General features: G+C 60.1%; 13 protein-coding genes. 5 read left to right on the top strand and 8 right to left on the bottom strand.

What is annotated here, in order from left to right; translation table 11 throughout:
* Position 1 precedes the first annotated feature (1 nt).
* From AC1DWZ_RS00455 to AC1DWZ_RS00435, 5 genes are all read left to right on the top strand, one after another.
* Positions 2-817 carry an ABC transporter ATP-binding protein gene (locus AC1DWZ_RS00455; RefSeq protein ID WP_477166887.1) on the top strand — a complete coding sequence of 272 codons (816 nt, stop codon included), beginning with the start codon at positions 2-4 and terminating at the stop codon, positions 815-817.
* Positions 814-1,638 carry an ABC transporter permease gene (locus AC1DWZ_RS00450; RefSeq protein WP_477166886.1) on the top strand — a complete coding sequence of 275 codons (825 nt, stop codon included), beginning with the start codon at positions 814-816 and terminating at the stop codon, positions 1,636-1,638. The genes AC1DWZ_RS00455 and AC1DWZ_RS00450 overlap by 4 nt, the downstream gene beginning before the upstream one ends.
* 12 nt (positions 1,639-1,650) lie before the next feature.
* Positions 1,651-2,346, top strand: coding sequence for a hypothetical protein (locus AC1DWZ_RS00445; RefSeq protein WP_477166885.1), 696 nt, complete (start codon positions 1,651-1,653; stop codon positions 2,344-2,346).
* Between the two features lie 240 nt (positions 2,347-2,586).
* Complete coding sequence (gfa, locus tag AC1DWZ_RS00440) at positions 2,587-3,159, top strand: S-(hydroxymethyl)glutathione synthase (protein ID WP_477166884.1); 573 nt, start codon at positions 2,587-2,589, stop codon at positions 3,157-3,159.
* A gap of 168 nt (positions 3,160-3,327) precedes the next feature.
* Positions 3,328-4,782 (top strand): methyl-accepting chemotaxis protein, encoded by a 1,455-nt coding sequence (locus tag AC1DWZ_RS00435; protein WP_477166883.1) that lies wholly within the window; start codon positions 3,328-3,330, stop codon positions 4,780-4,782.
* Positions 4,783-4,893: 111 nt separating this feature from the next.
* Here AC1DWZ_RS00435 and AC1DWZ_RS00430 read toward each other — a convergent pair whose 3' ends face one another.
* From AC1DWZ_RS00430 to AC1DWZ_RS00395, 8 genes are all read right to left on the bottom strand, one after another.
* Positions 4,894-5,253 (bottom strand): YybH family protein, encoded by a 360-nt coding sequence (locus AC1DWZ_RS00430; protein ID WP_477166882.1) that lies wholly within the window; start codon positions 5,251-5,253, stop codon positions 4,894-4,896.
* A 493-nt stretch (positions 5,254-5,746) separates the two neighbouring features.
* The gene (locus AC1DWZ_RS00425; RefSeq protein WP_477166881.1) at positions 5,747-6,397 is read right to left on the bottom strand and encodes a hypothetical protein; all 651 of its coding nucleotides are present in this window, start codon (positions 6,395-6,397) and stop codon (positions 5,747-5,749) included.
* Positions 6,394-6,966 (bottom strand): hypothetical protein, encoded by a 573-nt coding sequence (locus AC1DWZ_RS00420; protein ID WP_477166880.1) that lies wholly within the window; start codon positions 6,964-6,966, stop codon positions 6,394-6,396. The genes AC1DWZ_RS00425 and AC1DWZ_RS00420 overlap by 4 nt, the downstream gene beginning before the upstream one ends.
* A 29-nt stretch (positions 6,967-6,995) precedes the next feature.
* Positions 6,996-7,754 carry an ABC transporter ATP-binding protein gene (locus AC1DWZ_RS00415; protein WP_477166879.1) on the bottom strand — a complete coding sequence of 253 codons (759 nt, stop codon included), beginning with the start codon at positions 7,752-7,754 and terminating at the stop codon, positions 6,996-6,998.
* On the bottom strand, positions 7,751-8,824 hold the full coding sequence (locus AC1DWZ_RS00410) for a FecCD family ABC transporter permease (protein ID WP_477166878.1): 1,074 nt from the start codon (positions 8,822-8,824) through the stop codon (positions 7,751-7,753). Before AC1DWZ_RS00410 ends, AC1DWZ_RS00415 begins: the two co-directional genes overlap by 4 nt.
* Before the next feature lie 2 nt (positions 8,825-8,826).
* Positions 8,827-9,939: an ABC transporter substrate-binding protein gene (locus AC1DWZ_RS00405; protein WP_477166877.1), complete on the bottom strand. Its 1,113-nt coding sequence runs from the start codon at positions 9,937-9,939 to the stop codon at positions 8,827-8,829.
* A 254-nt stretch (positions 9,940-10,193) separates the two neighbouring features.
* Positions 10,194-11,012: a sulfotransferase domain-containing protein gene (locus AC1DWZ_RS00400; RefSeq protein WP_477166876.1), complete on the bottom strand. Its 819-nt coding sequence runs from the start codon at positions 11,010-11,012 to the stop codon at positions 10,194-10,196.
* 89 nt (positions 11,013-11,101) lie between these two features.
* Positions 11,102-19,012 (bottom strand): hypothetical protein, encoded by a 7,911-nt coding sequence (locus AC1DWZ_RS00395; RefSeq protein WP_477166875.1) that lies wholly within the window; start codon positions 19,010-19,012, stop codon positions 11,102-11,104.
* Positions 19,013-19,389: the final 377 nt, after the last annotated feature.

Genomic DNA, 19,389 nt, shown 5'->3' with positions numbered 1-19,389 from the left:
CATGGCATCGTCGATGAACAGCCCGGTCGCCGATGCACGCAAGACTGCAACGCAGTCGCTGGCGGCGTCGGCAGCGACCAGCCAACCTCCGGCATTGTCTGTGACCGGCCTTTCCCACCATATCGGCGGGCGGGCGATTCTCGACAATGTAAGCTTCGACGTTCCCAACGGCCGCTTCGCTGTTCTCCTTGGCCTCAACGGTGCAGGCAAGACGACTCTCTTCTCCCTTGTCACCCGCCTTTACGCGGCCCAGCAAGGATCGATCCGCATTTTTGAATCGGATCTGCAACAACAAAGCTCTCTCGCTTTGTCCATGCTCGGTGTCGTCTTCCAGCAGCGTGCCCTCGATCCCGACCTCAGTGCCCGCCAGAACCTGTGGTATCATGCGGCCCTCCACGGCATGCCGCGGCGGCAAGCGCATAGCAGGAGCACCGAGGAGCTGGGCCGGGTCGGTCTGGCGGACAAGGCTGATCGTAAGATCCGCGCCTTTTCCGGCGGCGAGGCGCGGCGGGTAGAGCTGGCTCGCGCCTTGCTCCACGATCCACGATTGCTGTTATGCGATGAGGCGACCGTCGGCCTCGATATCAAGAGCCGCGCGGAGATCATCGCCGACGTCCGCGGCTTGGTGGATACGCGCGCCTTGAGCGTTCTGTGGGCGACACATCTCATCGACGAAGTGCAGCCCACCGATCTCACCATTATCCTTCATCGCGGGCGGATCCTGCGGATTGGCACTGCTGCCGAGATCGTGCGGGAGCTGGGTGCTGCGGATCTCAACGCGGCCTTTCACCGGCTGACCGAAGGAACCGGCACATGAGGCACGGCCTGCCCGCCAGTACCTGGTTTCGCTGCTTCCACGGCATCGTCTGGCGCGAGGGGTTGCGCTTCATTCACCAGCGCAGCCGCTTCATTTCCGCCCTGGTGCGGCCACTCATCTGGCTGTTTGTGTTTGCGGCCGGCTTTCGCGCCGTGCTCGGCCTGTCAATCATCCCACCCTATGAAACCTATATTCTCTATGACGAGTACATCGTGCCGGGGCTCATGGCGATGATCCAGCTCTTCAACGGCATGCAAAGCTCTCTTTCGATGGTCTATGACCGCGAGGTCGGCAGCATGCGTGTGCTGCTGACAAGTCCACTGCCCCGCTGGTTCCTGCTGCTGTCGAAGCTGGTTGCCGGCACGCTGCTCTCCTTGCCGCAGGTCTATGTATTCCTCCTGATCGCGCGCCTTTATGGCATTGAGGTGCCCACGCTGGGATATCTCGTCGTCCTCCCGGCCCTGTTCCTCTCCGGCCTGATGCTGGGCGCCCTCGGGTTGTTGCTATCCTCGCTCATCCGCCAACTGGAAAATTTCGCGGGCGTCATGAACTTCGTCATCTTTCCGATGTTCTTCGCCTCCTCCGCCCTCTACCCGCTGTGGAAGATCGAGGAGGCAAGCCCGCTCCTGCGCGACGTCTGCAGCTTCAATCCGTTCACCTATGCGGTCGAATTCATACGCTTCATGCTCTATTGCAAGGTCGACATCTTTTCGGGCCTGATCATGCTGGGCTTCACCGCCTGCTTTCTCGGGGCCGCCATCACGGCCTATGATCCGTCGAAGGGACTTATCGCCCGCGTGCGCGCCGGCACGGGCGCTTGAAGGGAGAATGACATGCTCGCCTACTCTCATTTGACCCAGTGCGACGCAAGACCGTGCGGCTCCCTGCGAGCCATTTCAGTTGGGCTGGCGCTGGCTTGTCTTGGTATCTTGTCCCATCCCGCCCAGGCACAGGAGACCACTGTCAGCGAGGCGCCCGCGAGCAACTGGCCCTGCGAGCAGGCATTGCGACCGGAGATTTCGCTGGGGTCGGTATGGTCCGGCCCCGATATTGCTGCCGTCGAAGAGACATGGCGTGATGTTCCGGCCGTCGTCACCCTGGTTTCGCAGATCGCACCGCGCCGTATGCCGCAGGCTGATGCAGTGGCGACGGTGCACCGCTTTGCCGCCGGTTATCAGGCCGACCGCTCGCTTGTCCTGACCCAGGTCTTTGCCGGCCTGTTTGACACCATGGACAAGGAACGCCGCGACATTATCCGCGGCATAGGCCGCTTCAATGAGCGGCAGGCCAGCCTGTCAAAACGCATTGAGGAAGGCTGGCACACGCTCGATACCCTGGATCCCAGTTCGACCGATCCCGCCGTCGCCGAGCAGCGGTTTGCATTGCAGCAGGCGATCGATTGGGACTCGCGTGTCTTCGACGACCGGCAGAAGCTGCTACCGGAAATCTGCCAGCAGCCGGTCGTGGTCGAACAACGCCTGTTTGCTCTGTCGCGGGCGATCCAGGAAGATGTCTCAGCCGGGCAATAGTGATGGGCGCCGGGGCCATCCGCGAGGGCTTTCCGCGGGTGGTCTTCCGCGGAGCGCCATCCACTCTCATCCTTTGGAACAACGACGCCTCCCGGCCCTCGACTAACGAATTTATTCGAGGATATAACCGGATAGTCAGGTGGATTGTAGGCCTGCTGCGGCAAAAGAATGGCCCAATCAAAACGGTGGTGCGCTTCGCTGCAAGGGCATCCAAATTAGAAGATATTGGAGGACGCGAAAATGGCTGTATTGATTCATCCATCCGTGGACAACGGCGTCAAGCCAGGGTCAAAAACTTTCTCTGGCGGGACTTTGACGTGCAAATGCGCGACGGATCCCGTAACCGTCACAATCGGGGCGCAAACGGCACACAATCATATCTGCGGCTGCACCAAGTGCTGGAAGCCGGCCGGCGCCACTTTCGCGCAGATCGCCGTCGTATCGCGCGATGCAGTCAACGTCACCAAGAATGCGCAGAAGCTCAAAATCGTCGATCCGAACGCGACCATTCAGCGCCATGCCTGCACGGGTTGTGGTGCCCACATGTATGGCCGCATCGAAAACAAGGCCCATCCTTTCTATGGCCTCGATTTCGTACACACGGAATTGTCCAAGGAAGATGGCTGGTCAGCACCCGAATTTGCGGCCTTCGTGTCGTCGGTGATCGAAGCCGGTACGAAGCCGGACCAGATGGCAGGCATCCGGTCGCGACTGAAGGAATTGGGGCTTGAGCCCTATGATTGCCTGTCGCCGCCCTTGATGGACGCCATTGCAACGCACCTTGCCAAAGCCTCTGGCGCCTTGAAAGCTTGACGTCCAGTGCAACGATCACTTGCTAGGCACAGCAAGTCGATAACCTGGCCGCGCTATCCCACCACTCGTTGAGCGGTAAGGATATGCGCGGCCATTATCGTTCCGGTGTCGGCGACGGATGACGATCCGGAATGACCAATCAGGTGAGGGCCGAGGATCCGCCGAACAGTGAGCAAAGCGAACTTCATACCTCCCACCGACAGTGCTGCTCGGGCGCCGGTTCCGGGCAGCGCGGAAGGCCCATCCATTCAAGATAGGCTGATCGCCGATCTTGCCAATCGGATTGGCAATCTCGGCGTCGAGATGGCGGATATTGCCGGCAACATTGAAGAAGTGACCGGACGTTTTTCGCATCAAGCGGAACAATTCAGTGGCCTGCAGCAAACCGTTCAGACCATGGTCGCTGCCAATCGCGAGATAGACGATGCCGCGCGGTCTGCCCAGGCAGCCGCCGTCGCAGCCGGCACGAAGGTCGTCGACTCACGGGCGACTGTCACGGATGCCGGCGACAGCATCGCTAAACTCATCGCCGCGGTAGGAAAGTTCGAAGAGCGCCTTGGCACCATTCAGTCCGTGCTGGAACAGGTGGCGGGATTTTCCGGCACGATCGAAACGATTGCCAAGCAGACCAATCTTCTCGCATTGAACGCGACCATAGAAGCAGCGCGTGCCGGCGATGCAGGACGCGGGTTCGGCGTGGTTGCCAACGAAGTGAAGTCCCTGGCCGAGCAGACGCGCAAGGCGACACGGCAGATCGACGCGACGGTCCGCGACCTCACCAGCGAGATCGGCAGCCTGATCCAAGAAAGCGGCACCGCCACCCAATATGCCAAGCAGGCGGGCGAAGGTGCCCATCAGATCGAAAGCGTGATCGTCGGCATCCATGACGGTTTTACCGCTGCGGATCGCGAGATCAACGCGATTGCCGGCACTGCCGCCACCAATCTTGGGCATTGCGACGCGGTCCTGGCCGAACTTGCCAATCTGGCTGACGGTGTGCAGCTCTCCTCGGCGACGTTGCGACAGGCTGACTCCCGGGTAGAGGGTCTGCTGCAGTCCAGCGAGACGCTGATCGCCTTCATTGCCGAAAGTGGCGTAGATACGCCCGATACGCCATTGGTCCAGGCGGTTGTGGAAACGGCTGGCAAGATCATGGATGCCTTCGAGGCAGCCATCCAGCGCGGCGAGATCACGCTGGAAAATTTCTTCGACGAAAAATACCGCGAGATTCCCGGCTCTAACCCCAAACAATATATGACCGACTATGTCGAACTGACGGATCGCATCTTGCCGCCGATCCAGGATCCGATCCAGAAGATCGATCCGCGCATCGTCTTCTGCGTTGCCTGGGCAAAAGGCGGCTATCTCCCGACGCATAATCCGAACTATCGACAGAAGCCGGGCAGCGATCCGGTCTGGAACTCGGCGAACTGCCGGAACCGGCGCCTGTTCAATGATCGTGCCGTGCAAAAGGTTGCCGCCAATACCAAGCCGTTCCTGCTGCAGACCTATCGTCGTGACATGGGTGGCGGCAAGTTCGTATTGATGAAGGATCTTTCCGCACCGATCATGATCCGCGGCCGCCACTGGGGCGCGTTTCGCATGGGCTTCCGCCAGGATTGAAGATTGCCGCCAACGATGATGCGGTGAAGTTCAGAACGGCGCGCGATTTGAGCGCTGACTTGCCAGCAATAGTTCAGGGTCGGCTTGAAGGGCGTACCATCAAAGGTGCTGCTAGGTCACGGAATACCGGTCGATCACCCAGAGCCAGCCGCCGTCAGCCTGCCGCCGCGCGACCTCGGTGGTCACATCGCCATCCGGCAGGCGCGTCGACGTCATGGCAAGACCACCGCAGATCAGTGCCGGCCGCTGTTCGCCCATCGCGAACTTGCGGCCCGCTGCGATACCTTCGACATACAAGCTGCGGATAGCTTCCTTGCCGCGCACCAACCGGCCACCGCCGCAGTCGATCACGGCATCTGGCTCGAACAAGGCGGTCATGCCATCGACATCGCCAGCATTCTGCCTGGCTACCAGCAGACGCTCCAATTCCTGAGGGTCGTAAACCGGTTCGCTCTCCACTTGGCTATTCATGATGAGGCCTCGCTATTTATTGCAGATCGCTTGAAACAACGACTGCAGGGAATGCCGAGGCCGTGCGAAAGGCAAGCACCAAAGCTCATCGTGTGAACAGGCCGGCATATCGCAGCGGGAGTTGGCACGGCGTGTTCAGGTCCGCAACTCGACGATTTTCCTGATCGAAGCTGAGCGGATGAATCCGTCCATCGGCGCTGAAGCGGATACTCGATGGCATTCCGCTGTCGATTGCCGCCTTTTTCACGATGTCGATCGAGGAAGATCCGCAATTCTTCTTCCAGGAAGAAGATCTGATCGAGATCGGCAAAGGCGCGGTTTCATTCCGCCAGGTCGGCCTACGTATTTGAAAGCGCCCTGCCGCACCGGTTCAGGAATACAGGATCAGAAGCCTGCATTGTCGTGAGCGCTTGCACCCCGCCCTCATTCTGAGATGGGGCCGATAGGATGAAAGTTCGATCCTGGCAATTGACGTGGCTCAAAGGAAAAGAAGCTAGCTCGTCGCCATCCGCTCGACATCTGCAAATGCCTCTTTCCTCACATCCAGTTCCTCGCGCATCCACGCCAGGAAGCCGTCGAGAAACCGCGTCGTGGCCGGCATGAAATGCGAACCATGATGATAGAAGGGATCGAGGCTGGTCAGGATCATTCTGCCCCTCGTCGTGACTTCATCGATGTAAAGGATCGGCTTGCCGCTCTCGTTGACGGCCAGAACCTCGGCACCTTCCGGCACGTCGAACCAGCCATGCATATGCCAAGAAAGATCATCCCGCATGAGGCGCTTGAACAGTGCGTGCCCGGGCGCCGTGATTTTCACGCCAAGATCCGCGCCGGGCGTCAACCACCACCACCAGTTCGTCGCCTGCGGCGTGAATCGGACAGCGGGCAGATAGAGCGCCCAGTCATTCTCACCGGTCGCAATCACGGTGCCGCCCTGATCGAGATAGTCGCGCAGCCGCCCCGCATGCGGGGTCATGCGCTCGGCCGGGGTCCGGCACGGGATGAGGACGACCCGGAAATCTTCCAGCCGTACGTCCTGGAGATCTTCGGGCCGCACCAGCCGGTCGAAACATCCGGCATAGCGTGGCGCCTCAAGGCTCTCGATGTGATAGAAGGTGCCGGGGTGGATGGCGAGAATGCTCATTGACTTAAATCTCCGTCCGCCCAAGCAACAGCGCGGTCGGCCAACATTTGGTGAAGGGCTTCGTCGTCGCCGTTGTGCCAGAAATCATTGCCGGCATGGGAGAAGATGTATCCGCCTTCCGGCCTCGCCCAATGCCAGTCAATCGGAAGATTCTGCGGCCCCAATCCATTGATGGCGGTAGCACCCTGCGGCATCGGATTGTGGCCACGCCCATAGAAGCCCGCGACTCCCTTGTTCATCTCCAGCGCCTTCTGATCGATACCGGCGAAGATCGGGTGCTCGGAGAGACGGGTGAGCGTGAAGTCGACGCGACGCGGCTCTGGCAACGGCACATAGATACCGAGGCCCGGAACGATAGGGCGCAGCACATGGCCGTTGAAGAGCCAGCGGCGGCCGCGGCCGAGCAGCGCCTGGATCGAACCCGCATGTTCGATGAATCCGATCTGGTCGAGATACATGGTGGTGATCAGCCCGGAGGCCCCAGTAAAATGCGCCGCCGTCAGGTCGCGCTGACGCACCCGGCGCAGTTTGCCTGCCGCTTCCGGCTTGTCGAACAGCGCCTCGGTCATGCCGGAATACGAATCAACGAAGAGGACGCTCATCCGGCACGGGCTCCGGCAAAGGCCGGCAACACCGCACGATGCAAAACACCAGCCGGGCCCGAAAGCTCGACGGTGCGCATCGGCACGCCGTAGAGCCGCTCCAGATGCGCCGGCGTCAGGATCTCCGCCACCGGACCGAACAGCGCCGAGCCATCGGGCATCATCAGCAAGACGTCGTCGGCCGCAGCCAGCGCATGGTTCGGGTCATGGGTGGTGAAGACGATGGCCTTGTGCCGCTCCTGCCGCAGGCTTTCAAGCAGCGTCAACAGGCGTTCCTGGTTGTGAAGATCTAGGGCAGCAGCCGGCTCGTCGAGGACCAGCACCTCTGATCCAGTGGCAAGGGCGCGGGCCAGCAGCACCAACTGGCGCTCGCCGCCCGACAATCGGTCGAACGGCTGCTCGGCATGGCTCGCCGCACCAGCGCGTTGGAGTGCTGCCTTTGCCACGATGAAATCCTGTTCCTTCGGCTGACGGAACAGCCCCAGATGGGCCGCCCGGCCCATGACGGCAATGTCGATCGCCTTGAGCCGCTGGTTGCTCACGCTCACTTGCGGCACATAGCCGACAATCGGCGGCGCGGTGCGGGTTCCGGCATGGAGGCGCTGAAAGCCCAGCATGGCGCGCAACGCCGTCGTCTTGCCGCGGCCGTTGGGACCGAGGATCGCCAGCGACCGCCCGATCGGCACGGAAAAAGACAGGCGATCGACAACGGTGCGGGCACCGAAGCGGACCGTGGCCTGAGACAGGCCGATCATCGGCCGGTCCTTTCCCGGTAGTGATGGCGGAGCAGTACGGCAAAGATCGGCGCGCCGACCAAGGCGGTGATGACGCCGAGCGGGATTTCCGCCGCGGTCGCGGTACGCGCCAGCGTGTCGATGATGGTGGTGAAGGCGGCGCCGAGCACGATCGAGGCCGGCAGCATGACGCGATGGTCATGCCCCACCAGCAGGCGCGCCGCATGGGGGATGACGATGCCGATCCAGCCGATGATGCCGGAGACCGCGACTTGGCTGCCGACAATGACGGCGACCAGGGCGAAGATCAGCCAGCGCTCGCGCTCGGTCTTGGCGCCGAGGCTCTTCGCCTCCGCCTCATCGAGCGCAAGGACGTTGAGCCGGAACCTGAGACTCCAGAGCAGAACCGCGCCGAGGATCAGCCCGGGTGCCGCGATCAGCACCCGCTCCCAGGTCGCCGAAGAGAAGGAACCCATCAGCCAGTAAACGATGGCCGGCAGCGAGGTCTCGGGATCGGCAACGAACTGCAACAACGAAACGACCGCCGCGAAGACCGAGCTCACGACCAGGCCGGAGAGGATCACGGTGACGGTTTCAGTCCGCCCGCTGATCCGCGCCAGGAAGCCGACCAGCACCAAAGCCGCCATGCCGGCGATGAAGACCATGGCGATCAGCGGAAATCCCCAGATACCCAGCATGATGGCGAGCGCACCGCCGAAAGCGGCACCTTGCGAAATGCCGAGAATGTCCGGAGAGACCAGCGGATTCCGGAACACGCCCTGCAACGCGGCGCCGCAGACCGCAAGGCCCGCGCCGGCCAGAGCCGCCAGCACCACGCGCGGCACCCGAACCAGAAGCATGATGCGCTCATCCATCGCCTGAAGTGGCAGCGATGGATCGGTCAGCCCCTGCCAGATCAAGGCGAGCGCCCGATGGACCGGCACGCCGAAACGGCCGGCGCAAAGGCTGACCAGCAGGCTGACACCGAGCAAGGTGAGCAAGGCGGCGAAAACCAAAGCGGTCCGGGTCCAGGCACGGGAGCCCCGCGGAATTCCACTGGGCGCCACCAGGCCTTCGCTCACCGAACTCATGCTCAGTGGACCTTGAACTGGTCGTAGTTCGCAGCGTCGCCTTGTTTGGCGGTCCAGAGCACCCCGTCAATATCGGTATCGGCCAGATCATAGTGGTAGAGGGTCTTATAGGCCTTCTTCATCTCGGCCCTGAGATCGTAATGGAAGACCTCTGGATGCAGCAGGTTCGCCATCCACATCCAGCTCAGCGGCGATTCCTGGCTGGGCGGATCCCAGCGATAGCCACCGAGCGGCAGCTTGTAGACCCTGTGGTTCTTGGCCGCGTTGGTCAGCGAGAGAATGGGATCCTTATAGACCCAACCGGCATCGAGCTCGGCCTCGAAAGCGTTGAGGAAGATCACATCCGGATTCCAGGCCGCGACCTGTTCCTTGTTGATCGAGACCGTGCCGACCAGCTCCGCGGCGGCGTTCCGACCACCCGCGAGCTCCATCGACCATTCGGTATAGTTCCCCTTCGTACCCGACGCCGCCATGTCGGTGATCGCGCGCTGGAGATAGAGTGCGCGCGGCTTCTTGTCCTCGGGGATGGCGGCCGTCTTGGTCGCGAGGTCCTGCCGCACCTGGTCGCGCCAATCGATCAGCGCCTTCAATCGCTCGTTTTGACCGATCGCCTTGCCGGCCATGGTCATGTAGCCCTGGGTCAGCTCCTCGGTCCCGTAGAGGATCAGCATGGTGTTGATCCCGGCATTCGTCAGCGGTGCCACTTTCTCTTCGCCGATATCGCCCCACTGCACGACCAGCTCGGGGTTCACCGCCGCCAGCGCCTCGACATTGGGCACGAAGCTCGGCGAGGTGACGTCAGAGGGAATGTCCTTCGCCTCCGGGAAGATCTTGCCGAGAATGCCCTGGGTGACGGCGCTCTTTGCGGTCGGATTCATGCCGACCAGCTTCTTGGTGCCGCCATCGAGTGCGATCAAGTTGGAGGCCATCGGGATCACGATGGACACGACGCGCTCTGCGGGTTTCGGCAGCCGCACCTCGCGGTTGGCCTGATCGGTGAAGACGACCTCCTCCGCCTGGGCCGGCAGGCCGGACAACATGATGCCGAAGGCAAGGCCGATGAGGGGTAGATAGCTGCCGGCCCGGGTCGCCGTCTTCAAACATCCGCGCGTCATACAAATCTCCACTGGCCATCAAGACTGATCCAGCAATCCCAGCCAGCGTCGCCGCCGCACTGAACTTACCGACGCGGGCCATGTTGGCCCAACTATCGGTCACCCGTCAATGCAATTAAGAAGCAGTCGCAATTAAAACATCGCAATATGTCTCATGCCACCATGCCTAGTCACGGTCAGAGACAGAGAATGCGCCGCCGGCGACGGCGGATGATGAAAAGGGCGGATAGAAGGCGGATAGAAGAGTGTGAGTATCAACCTATGGCCGGGTCATACCCCAGTTCCCGGATTAGGCGAGCGAAGCGCTTGCGAGCAGCGGCTTCCTGTTCGGCGGTCAAGCGATAGCGACTTGTTCCGCTTTCACTGCGGCCGACAAAGCGCAGCCCGGACTTGATCGCCGCCTCGTTGCGATTCTGGAAGAAGATCCCTTCGCGTCTTTCGGCAATCTCAGTCTCTTCGATCCGGCGCATCACGTCAGCCGTCGAGTTGGCGATGGCCGACGAGATATCAGCTTCCGCGCGGTCGAGCTGCAGGAAGCGGCAGATGCGCCTCAATTCGACTGCCGCGTCATCACGCAGATCCTCATAGCGCAGCCGCAGTCGAGGTATCTTGATAAGAGGCGACGACCAGCTGGCCGTATGCTCTTCGAGGCGGCCGATGCCGAATTGCTGGAATTTCGCCGGGCCGCCATGCTTGATGAACGCATCGACAAAATCGCTGGCCAGCTTGTCCACATCCTTCCCACTTGCCTCGTGCAACAGATTGCCGGACCTGTTGATCGCGTAGTTCTGGTTGGATTCCAGCGTGGCGATCGGATGGCGGACCAGATGGATGATACCCACCGTGTCTTCGCGGAGCGGAAACTGCGTGTTGAAGGCCCAGTGGGTCTTGATCAAGGTCGTCTGCGGACCCCAAAGATGCGCGCCGATAACGCCTTCATGGATATCCGGCACGGCCAGCCGGACCTCTTCCGAACTGGCAAGCGGGCGCTGCGCGAGGAGGTTCGCCAGCAGGAAGCGCAGCCACGTATTTCCAGATTTCGGATAGGACGCAACCCAGACGATTTTGGCCATGAGTAACTCGATGGAAAGAATGTGCGACGGGAACGGCCACGGCCGGCGGCACAAGTATATGTGCCGCCGGTCGGCCTGTCAGCAAGTCGTCAGTAGGTTGTGATCTGGCTGTTGGGGTCGGCCACCAGGTCGGCGATGTTGTTGATGGCGCCTGTGCCGATGCCGTGGAAGGTCAGCGACCCGCCGTTGCTGAAAGTCACCAGAACATCAGTTCCGTCATCCGAGACCGTGGTCGCTGCCTGGAGATTGTCCAGAATACCGTCATGCTCGGTATCGAGGATATCCGCAAAAGCCAGCTTGTCCTGGCTGACGTCAAAACCGTCGACGCTGTCATTCCCCTCGCCAAGCGCTGCGAAGCGGAATGTATCGCCGCCGGCGCCGCCATCGAGCGTGTCGTTTCCGCCGCCGCCCGTCAGCGTATCGTCGCCATCCAGGCCGCGCAGGACGTTGGCGTTGGTGTCGCCGACGATCAAATCGTTGAAGGCGGAGCCGCGGACGTTTTCGATGCCGGTCAGCGTATCCTCATAGCCGAAGCCATCATTCTCCGCCTTGCCGAGAGTGAGATCGACGGTGACCGCGGCATCGGAGTTCCGGTAATCGGCCTGATCGATACCGGCACCGCCATTGAGGATGTCGAAACCAGCCTCTCCGCGCAGATAGTCGTCGCCACCGGCCCCATTCAGGATATCGTTGCCGTCCCCAGCACGGATCCAGTCGGTTCCGGCGCCGCCATTGATCGTGTCGTTGCCATCGCCGCCATAGAGCGCGTCATAGAAGCCGCCATTGCCGTTGATCGTGTCATTGCCAGCAGTGCCGATAATCACTTCGGCGGTGTTGACATTGTTGGTACCCGTCAGGCCGCGCTGGAACACGAAGGTCGAGAGATCTTCGTTGACGCCGTAATCTTTATTGAGCTCGCCAACGTCGATCTGCACCGCGACTGAGCCGGTGCCGACAAAGAAATTGGCCAGTGTCAGCGCGCCGGTATCGTTGACGTCGTAGCTGTCGTTGATGGCCTGGGCAACGGTCAGGTCGGTGTCATTCCAGCTGTAATTCAGGTCGTAGAAATCATCCCCCTGCAGCTTGATGATGTCGCCGGCGTTATAGGTAGCGCTGCCTAGGATGTCGAAGCCGTCGCCCACTGCGAAATTATAGATGTCATTGCCGGCACCACCATCCAGATAGTCGTTGCCCAGGCCGCCCGTCAGCGTGTCATTGTCAGCGCCGCCTTCGAGACGATCGTTCCCGAGGGCCCCCGTCAGCGAGTCATTCCCGCCAGCGCCGGCGAGGATGTCATCAGCACCTGCTCCCACAAGAATGTTAGCAGCAGCGTTGCCAACAAATGTGTCGAAAGTCGTGATCTGGGTATTCACGTCATCGACCAGATCGTCGATGCTGTTATAACCGAATCCACTCATGCCGCGGAAGAACACGATCCCGCCGCCTGAGAATTGGAAGCCGATATAGGTGCCGTCATCGTAGACGAACTGCGCCGACTGGATGTCATCCAAAATCCCGTTATTGCCGACATCCAGCGACTTTGCGAAGGACAGAACATCCTGCGTCCGATCGAAGTCGTTGATGTCATCGGAGCCATCATTCAAGCTATTGAAGCGGAACGTATCCGCGCCATCACCGCCATAGGACACGTCATTACCGGTGCCACCGGCCAGGATGTCATTGCCTTCGAGGCCATACAGATAGTTTCCGTTGGCATCGCCAAGAATGATGTCGTCATAGGAAGAGCCGCGCACGTCATCAATGCCGGTAAACGTGTCCTGGGATCCGTAGCCGTCATCGAGCGCCTTGTTCTGCGATAGATCCACCATGACGCCGGACGCCGCGCCGCGGTAGTCCGCCAGATCAAAGCCGGCACCACCATTGAGAATGTCAAAACCGGCATTGCCGCGCAGGATGTCGTCGCCACCGGCACCGTTCAATATGTCGTTGCCAGCACCACCGAGAATCCGGTCATTGCCGGCACCGCCATTGATCGTATCGTTGCCGTCATTGCCATAGAGGGCATCATAGTACCCGCCATTACCGTTGATAACGTCGTTCCCGGCGGTACCGATGATAACTTCGGATGTCGTGGCATTGTTCGTGCCCGTGAGGCCACGCTGGAAGATGACCGTCGAGAGATCGGGATTCGTGCCGTAGATGTCATTGTCGGCGCCGAGATCGAACTGCACGGCAACGGAACCCGTACCGCCGAAGAAATTCCCCAACGTGATGCTGCCGGTATCGCTGAAATTGTAGTTTCCATCGATCGCCGGCGCGACATAGAGATGTGTATCGTCCCAATCGTAGTTGAGATCGTAATAGGTCCCGTTGAACCGGATGATGTCGCCGGTGTTATAGGTCCCGGCACCGATCCCGTCGAACCCATCGCCGGCAGTGAAATTATAGATATCGTTGCCAGCGCCCCCATCCAGGAAGTCGTTGCCCTGCCCGCCGGCCAGTGTGTCGTTGCCGGCACCGCCGATGAGCGCATCGTCCTCACTGCTCCCATTCAGCGGATTGTTCCCGGTATCGCCCAGTACCTTGAGTGCCCCGAACGAGGCGCCGACGAACGTATTGACAAACTCGGCGGCGGTATCGATCGTCCCGTCGCCGACATTCGAGAGCGTCAGTGTCTTCCCACCATTCGTGAACGTGGCGACCACATTCGCGCCGTCATCGACGACGGACGCAATCGAGCCTGCCACGTTACCTCCCAGTGACGTGGCGAAGGACAAGGAATCCTGCCCGACTGTGAAGTCCTCGATAACATCATTGCCTTCACCGAAGGCATTGAACCGGAAGGTATCCGCGCCATCGCCGCCCAGCAGACTATCGTTCCCACCACCTCCGGTCAGGATATCGTCGCCGTCGCGGCCTTCCAGACGATTCGCATTGGCATCACCGCTGATGAGGTCGTTGAAGGCTGAACCGCGCACATCTTCGATGCCGATCAGTGTGTCTTGCCCGCCCTCGCCATCATACATCGCCTTGCCGAGCGACAGATCGACAATCACGCCCTCGTCTGCACGATTGTAATCGGCGCGGTCGATGCCGGCACCGCCGTTCAGAATGTCGTATCCCGCATCGCCACGGAGATAGTCATTGCCGCCGGCGCCAATCAACGTGTCATTGCCGTTGCCGCCGCGCATCCAATCCGAGCCGCTGCCGCCGTTGATGGCGTCGTTGCCGTTGCCGCCATAGAGGCTGTCGTAGAAGCCGCCATTGCCATTGATGACGTCGTTACCGTCTGTACCGACGATCACCTCGGCGGAATTGACGTTGGCCGTACCGGTCAGTCCGCGCTGGAAAGTAAATGTCGATAGATTGGCATCGGTTCCATAGAGCTCGTTATAGGTTGCCGTATCAATTTGCACCGTGATCGACCCGGTACCACCGAAGAAATTCGATACCGTCACCTTGCCGGTATCGGCAAAATCGTAATCGCTGTCGACGGCCTGTGCGATAAAGAGATTGGTGCCATCCCAGTCGTAATTGAGGTCGTAGACGTTCGTGCCAGCCAGCTTGATGACGTCGCCGGTGTTATAGGTGCCGCTGCCGACAACGTCGAAGCCGTCGCCGACGCTGAAATTGTAGACATCATTGCCAGCGCCGCCATCCAGGTAATCATTGCCGAGCCCACCCGTCAGCGTATCGTTGCCAGCCGCGCCAATCAGATGGTCGTGTCCGGCGCCACCGCCGATCGCATCGTTGCCCGCACCCCCAGTCAAGGTCTTGTCGGAGTCGATGAAGGTCGTGAATTGAGTGTTCGGATCGGCGACAAGATCGTCGATGCTGTTGATCGACCCGGTCGCAGCCCCCCAGAGCGTCAAGGTATGGCCGTTGGCGAAGGTAACGATGACGTTCGGCCCGTCCTCGGTAACAGTTGCCGTAGCAAGATCGTTCAGGATCCCGTCATTGCCGGTGTCCAGCGCCGAGGCGAATGACAGCTTGTCCTGGGAACCGTCGAAATCTTCGATGATGTCGTCACCTTCCCCGAAGGCACTGAAGCGGAAGGTGTCTGCGCCATCGCCGCCAACCAGATCATCGTCACCAGCACCACCAGCGATGAGGTCGTCACCGTCACGTCCCTCGAGCCGATTGGCGTTTCCATCGCCGATGATCGTGTCATCGTGGCTGGAGCCACGCACATTCTCGATGCTGTTCAGTGTATCCGTGGTACCGAACCCATCGTCGAGCGCCTTGCCCAGGGACAAATCGACGATGACCGAATCGTCCGAGTTCTTGTAATCCGCACGATCGATGCCGTCGCCACCGTTCAAAGTGTCGTTGCCGGCTTCACCGCGCAAAGTGTCGTTGCCCGCGGCACCGTTCAGAACATCGTTGCCTTCCCCGGCACGAATCCAGTCGGTACCGGATCCTCCCGTGATAATGTCGTTTCCCTTGCCGCCGTAGAGCGCGTCGTAATAGCCGCCATTGCCGTTGATGACGTCGTTGCCGTCCGTGCCGATGATCACTTCGGCGGTCGTTGCATTATTGGTGCCGGTCAGCCCACGCTGCATGACGAAGGTCGAGAGATTGGCGTCGGTTCCATAGAACTCATCGTAATTGGCCGTATCGATCTGGACCGTGATCGATCCCGTGCCGCCGAGGAAACCGGCCAACGTCAACTTGCCGGTGTCGGCAAAGTCATAATTCTCGTCTACCGCCTGAGCGAGGATGAGATCCTTGCCATTCCATTCGTAATTGAAGTCATAAACGTCGGTACCAGCCAGCTTGATGATGTCGCCGGTATTGTAGGTACCGGCGGCCAGCGTGTCCTCGCCATCGCCGATATTGAAGATATAGGTGTCGTTGCCGATACCGCCGTTTAAAATGTCATTGCCGACGCCACCCTCCAGCGTGTCGTTGCCCGCATTACCCGTCAACGTGTCGTCGCCGGCGCCACCGGCGAGCACGTCATTGCCTACGCCACCCGTCACAATCCTGTTGGCATCAAGGAAGGTCGTGAATTGCGCGTTGGGATCGGCGAGCAGATCGTCAAAGCTGTCGATGGAGCCGGTCGCGGCACCAAGGAACGTCAGGGTGTGTCCGTTGGCGAAGGTGACGACGACGTCATCTCCGACTTCGGTTGCCGCGATGCTGGCAACATCATCGAGGATGCCGCCATTGCCTTTGTCCAGCGCAGATGCAAATGACAGCTTGTCCTCGGCGCCGTTGAAATCCGTGATGACGTCATCGCCTTCGCCAAGGGCGCTGAAGCGGAACTCATCGGCGCCGCTTCCACCAACCAAGCGGTCGTTGCCGGCACCGCCGGTAAGGGTATCTTCGTCATCTCCACCGACCAATTGGTCATTGCCGGCACCCCCGGCAAGGATATCGTTACCGTCACCCCCTTCCAGCTCGTTGGCGTTGGCGTCGCCGACGATGATGTCAGCAAACTCGGACCCGCGCACATTCTCGATGCCAGTGAGCGTGTCGACACCAAAAAAGCCGTCATTGGTCACCTTACCCGACGACAGATCGACGTTGACGCCCGTCTCGCCGCCCTCCTCTTCGAGACCGCGATCGACATCGGACAATTCGTAATTCAGCAGGTCAATACCGTCGCCGCCATTGATCTTATCGTTGCCGGCGCCGCCGGTGATGGTGTCGTTGCCGGCAAGCCCGTTCAGAACGTCATTGTCGCTACCGCCAAAGATCCAATCCTTGCCAGAGCCGCCGGTGATAGTGTCATTGCCTTCACCGCCATAAATCTGGTCGAAGAAGCCGCCGCCGCCATTGATCGTGTCGTTGGTGTCCCCGCCGACAATGATCTCGCTCGACGTCGTATTGGCTGTACCGGTAAGCCCGCGCTGGAAGATGAAGGTCGAAAGATCCGCGTTCGTTCCATAGGCAAGGTTGTCCGCCAGGTCGATCTGCACCGTGACCGAGCCAGTCGCTTTCAAGAAATCGATCAACGTCATCACGCCAGTGTCGCCGTAGTCATAACCGGCATCAATCGCCTGGGCGAGATTGAGATCGATGTTGTCGATGCTCCAATTGAGATCGTGGAGATCCGTGCCGGCCAACTTGATCAAATCGCCGGTGTTGAAGGTGTTCGGCCTCAGAACGTCCTCACCGTCCCCGACATTGAAAATGTACGTATCGTTGCCGACACCGCCATTCAGCTCATCATCACCCTTACCGCCGACCAGCGTGTCGTTGCCGGCGTTGCCCATCAGGAAGTCGTTGCCGAGACCACCCGTCAGATGATCATTGCCCGTGGCGCCTATGATCTGGTTGTTCGCGTCGGTGCCTGTGAACGTCCAGGCGGCCGTCCCGAAATACGTAAAGTTCTCAACATTCGCGAAATTATTCGCATTGAGAATCGTCGCTGTTGTCCGCACCGAATCCTGGGTGCCCTCGCCCACGCCCTCCGTGACCGAATCGTTGAGATTGTCGACGAAGTATAGGTCGCCGCCCTTCCCGCCGATCATCACGTCCGCGCCGGCACCGCCATCGAGGACGTTGCCTTCGTCGTTGCCGGTGATCGTGTTGATACCCGCGTTACCCGTGCCGTTGGTCGCGGTACCCGTCAGTTTCAGGTTCTCGACATTGGCCAGCGCCGCCAGGCTATAGCTCAGGCTGCTTTCGATCGTGTCGGTGCCGGCGTTGGCGAGCTCCGTCACCTTGTCGCCGACATTGTCGACAGAATAGGTGTCGTCGCCAGCGCCGCCGATCATGGTATCGGCACCTGTGCCGCCATCCAGCTTGTTGTTCCCCTCGTTTCCGGTCAGGGTGTTGACGAGTGTGTTGCCGGTGAGCTCAATATTTCCCACGCCCCCCAAGGCAATCAGATTCTCAACGTTCAAGCCGTTCGTCAGCAGATTGAAATTGACCGCTGTCTTGATCGTATCGGTGCCGCCCATGGCAGCTTCCGTCACCGTGTCGTCGTCGCTGTCCACCACATAGATGTCGCTACCGAGACCACCGCTCATCTTGTCGTTGCCGGTGCCGCCATCCAGCGTATCGTTGCCGGCATTGCCCAGCAGCGTGTCGTTGCCCGCACCACCCTTCAAAGTATCGATGCCTGAACCGCCACTCAGCGTGTTGTCGACGGATCCGGTCGCTGTGAACGTCCAGGCTGCAGCACCGGTATAGGTGTAGCTTTCGATCCCTGTCGTCTCCTTCGTGATCAGCGCGCTGCTCTGGAAGGTGTCGTTGCTGCCGCCCTCATCGTCGATCGCCAGTTTGTCGCCGATCGAATCGAAGATATAGGTGTCGTTGCCCAGGCCGCCGGTCATCGTGTCGTTGCCGGCACCGCCATTGAGAATGTCGTCACCCTCGCCGCCCAGCAGCGTGTCGTCGCCGCCATTGCCCAGCAGCGTATCGTTGCCCTTGCCGCCGGTCAGATTGTCCTTGCCCGTGCTTCCGGTGATCACGTTATCGAGGTCGTTGCCCACGAACGTCCAGGCCGCCGCGCCGGTATAGGTGTAGTTCTCGACATTGTCGAAGTCGGTTGTGATCAACACAGACGTCTTCACCGTGTCCGTGCCGGCAGTTGAACCTTCGACGACTTCATCCAACAGATTGTCCAGCAGGTAGGTATCGTTGCCCTTGCCGCCTTCCAACTTGTCCGCACCGGCCTTCCCGTCGATCACGTCATTGCCGTCGCCGCCCAGCAAGTGATCGACGCCCGCCGAGCCTGTGACAGTGTCGTTGCCGACAAGAACGCGAGCCGTCAGAAAATTCTGAAAGTCATCGACGGCAAAATCAGCATGAAAGTCCGCAGCCTGGATCGAGAGACCCGTAATCTGCACCTGGGTTACGCCACCCACCACCGACTTGATACCTGTGATGATGCCGCCCGTCGGCACGAAATCGCCGTCATAGGTGAGGTTGGTGCCGACATACTCGTAATACGTCGTCGCTGCCTGGGTAACGCGCCAACTGGTTTTTGTGTGGGTGGTGACATTGCTGCCACCGGGGGAGACGATCGGAAAATCGAGGGTATCGAAGTCAAAGCCGCCCGCAGCGGGCACCAACAAGGTCGCCATTCATCCACCCCCATAAGCACGTTTATTTCGCTAATTAATAGAATTGTGTCTATATTGATATCAATTCCCACGCGTTCGCATCACCTAAATGGGTGGAATTGACATAAATTATTAATGACATTAATTTCTCGCGAGCAATCAATGGGATATCTGCGCGCGCACCGGTGTTTAGCACCGCCCAGGCCCCGCTCGATCACGTTTCTGGCTGCCGAAAACACCTTAAATTTGTATTTCTTTAAGAAATCCTCGGCATCCGGCCGACGCGCTCGGACTCGCAATGGTACGCTTTCCGCTCAGCATGCAACGACCGATGCGCGGCGACTCTGCAGGTCATCGGGCACCTAGGGATGTCATGCGCTTGAGTAGCGCATCGAGCG

The organism is Dongia sp. P2_B8, from assembly GCF_056404715.1.
The sequence above is the reverse complement of the archived record's forward strand: the minus strand, read 5'-3'. Positions and strand labels throughout refer to the sequence as shown.

Coding starts and splice junctions, on each gene's coding strand:
- AC1DWZ_RS00455 (WP_477166887.1), top strand. CDS start 2: ATGGCATCGTCGATGAACAGCCCGGTCGCCGATGCACGCAAGACTGCA.
- AC1DWZ_RS00450 (WP_477166886.1), top strand. CDS start 814: ATGAGGCACGGCCTGCCCGCCAGTACCTGGTTTCGCTGCTTCCACGGC.
- AC1DWZ_RS00445 (WP_477166885.1), top strand. CDS start 1,651: ATGCTCGCCTACTCTCATTTGACCCAGTGCGACGCAAGACCGTGCGGC.
- gfa (WP_477166884.1), top strand. CDS start 2,587: ATGGCTGTATTGATTCATCCATCCGTGGACAACGGCGTCAAGCCAGGG.
- AC1DWZ_RS00430 (WP_477166882.1), bottom strand. CDS start 5,253: ATGAATAGCCAAGTGGAGAGCGAACCGGTTTACGACCCTCAGGAATTG.
- AC1DWZ_RS00425 (WP_477166881.1), bottom strand. CDS start 6,397: ATGAGCATTCTCGCCATCCACCCCGGCACCTTCTATCACATCGAGAGC.
- AC1DWZ_RS00420 (WP_477166880.1), bottom strand. CDS start 6,966: ATGACCGAGGCGCTGTTCGACAAGCCGGAAGCGGCAGGCAAACTGCGC.
- AC1DWZ_RS00415 (WP_477166879.1), bottom strand. CDS start 7,754: ATGATCGGCCTGTCTCAGGCCACGGTCCGCTTCGGTGCCCGCACCGTT.
- AC1DWZ_RS00410 (WP_477166878.1), bottom strand. CDS start 8,824: ATGAGTTCGGTGAGCGAAGGCCTGGTGGCGCCCAGTGGAATTCCGCGG.
- AC1DWZ_RS00405 (WP_477166877.1), bottom strand. CDS start 9,939: ATGACGCGCGGATGTTTGAAGACGGCGACCCGGGCCGGCAGCTATCTA.
- AC1DWZ_RS00400 (WP_477166876.1), bottom strand. CDS start 11,012: ATGGCCAAAATCGTCTGGGTTGCGTCCTATCCGAAATCTGGAAATACG.
- AC1DWZ_RS00395 (WP_477166875.1), bottom strand. CDS start 19,012: ATGGCGACCTTGTTGGTGCCCGCTGCGGGCGGCTTTGACTTCGATACC.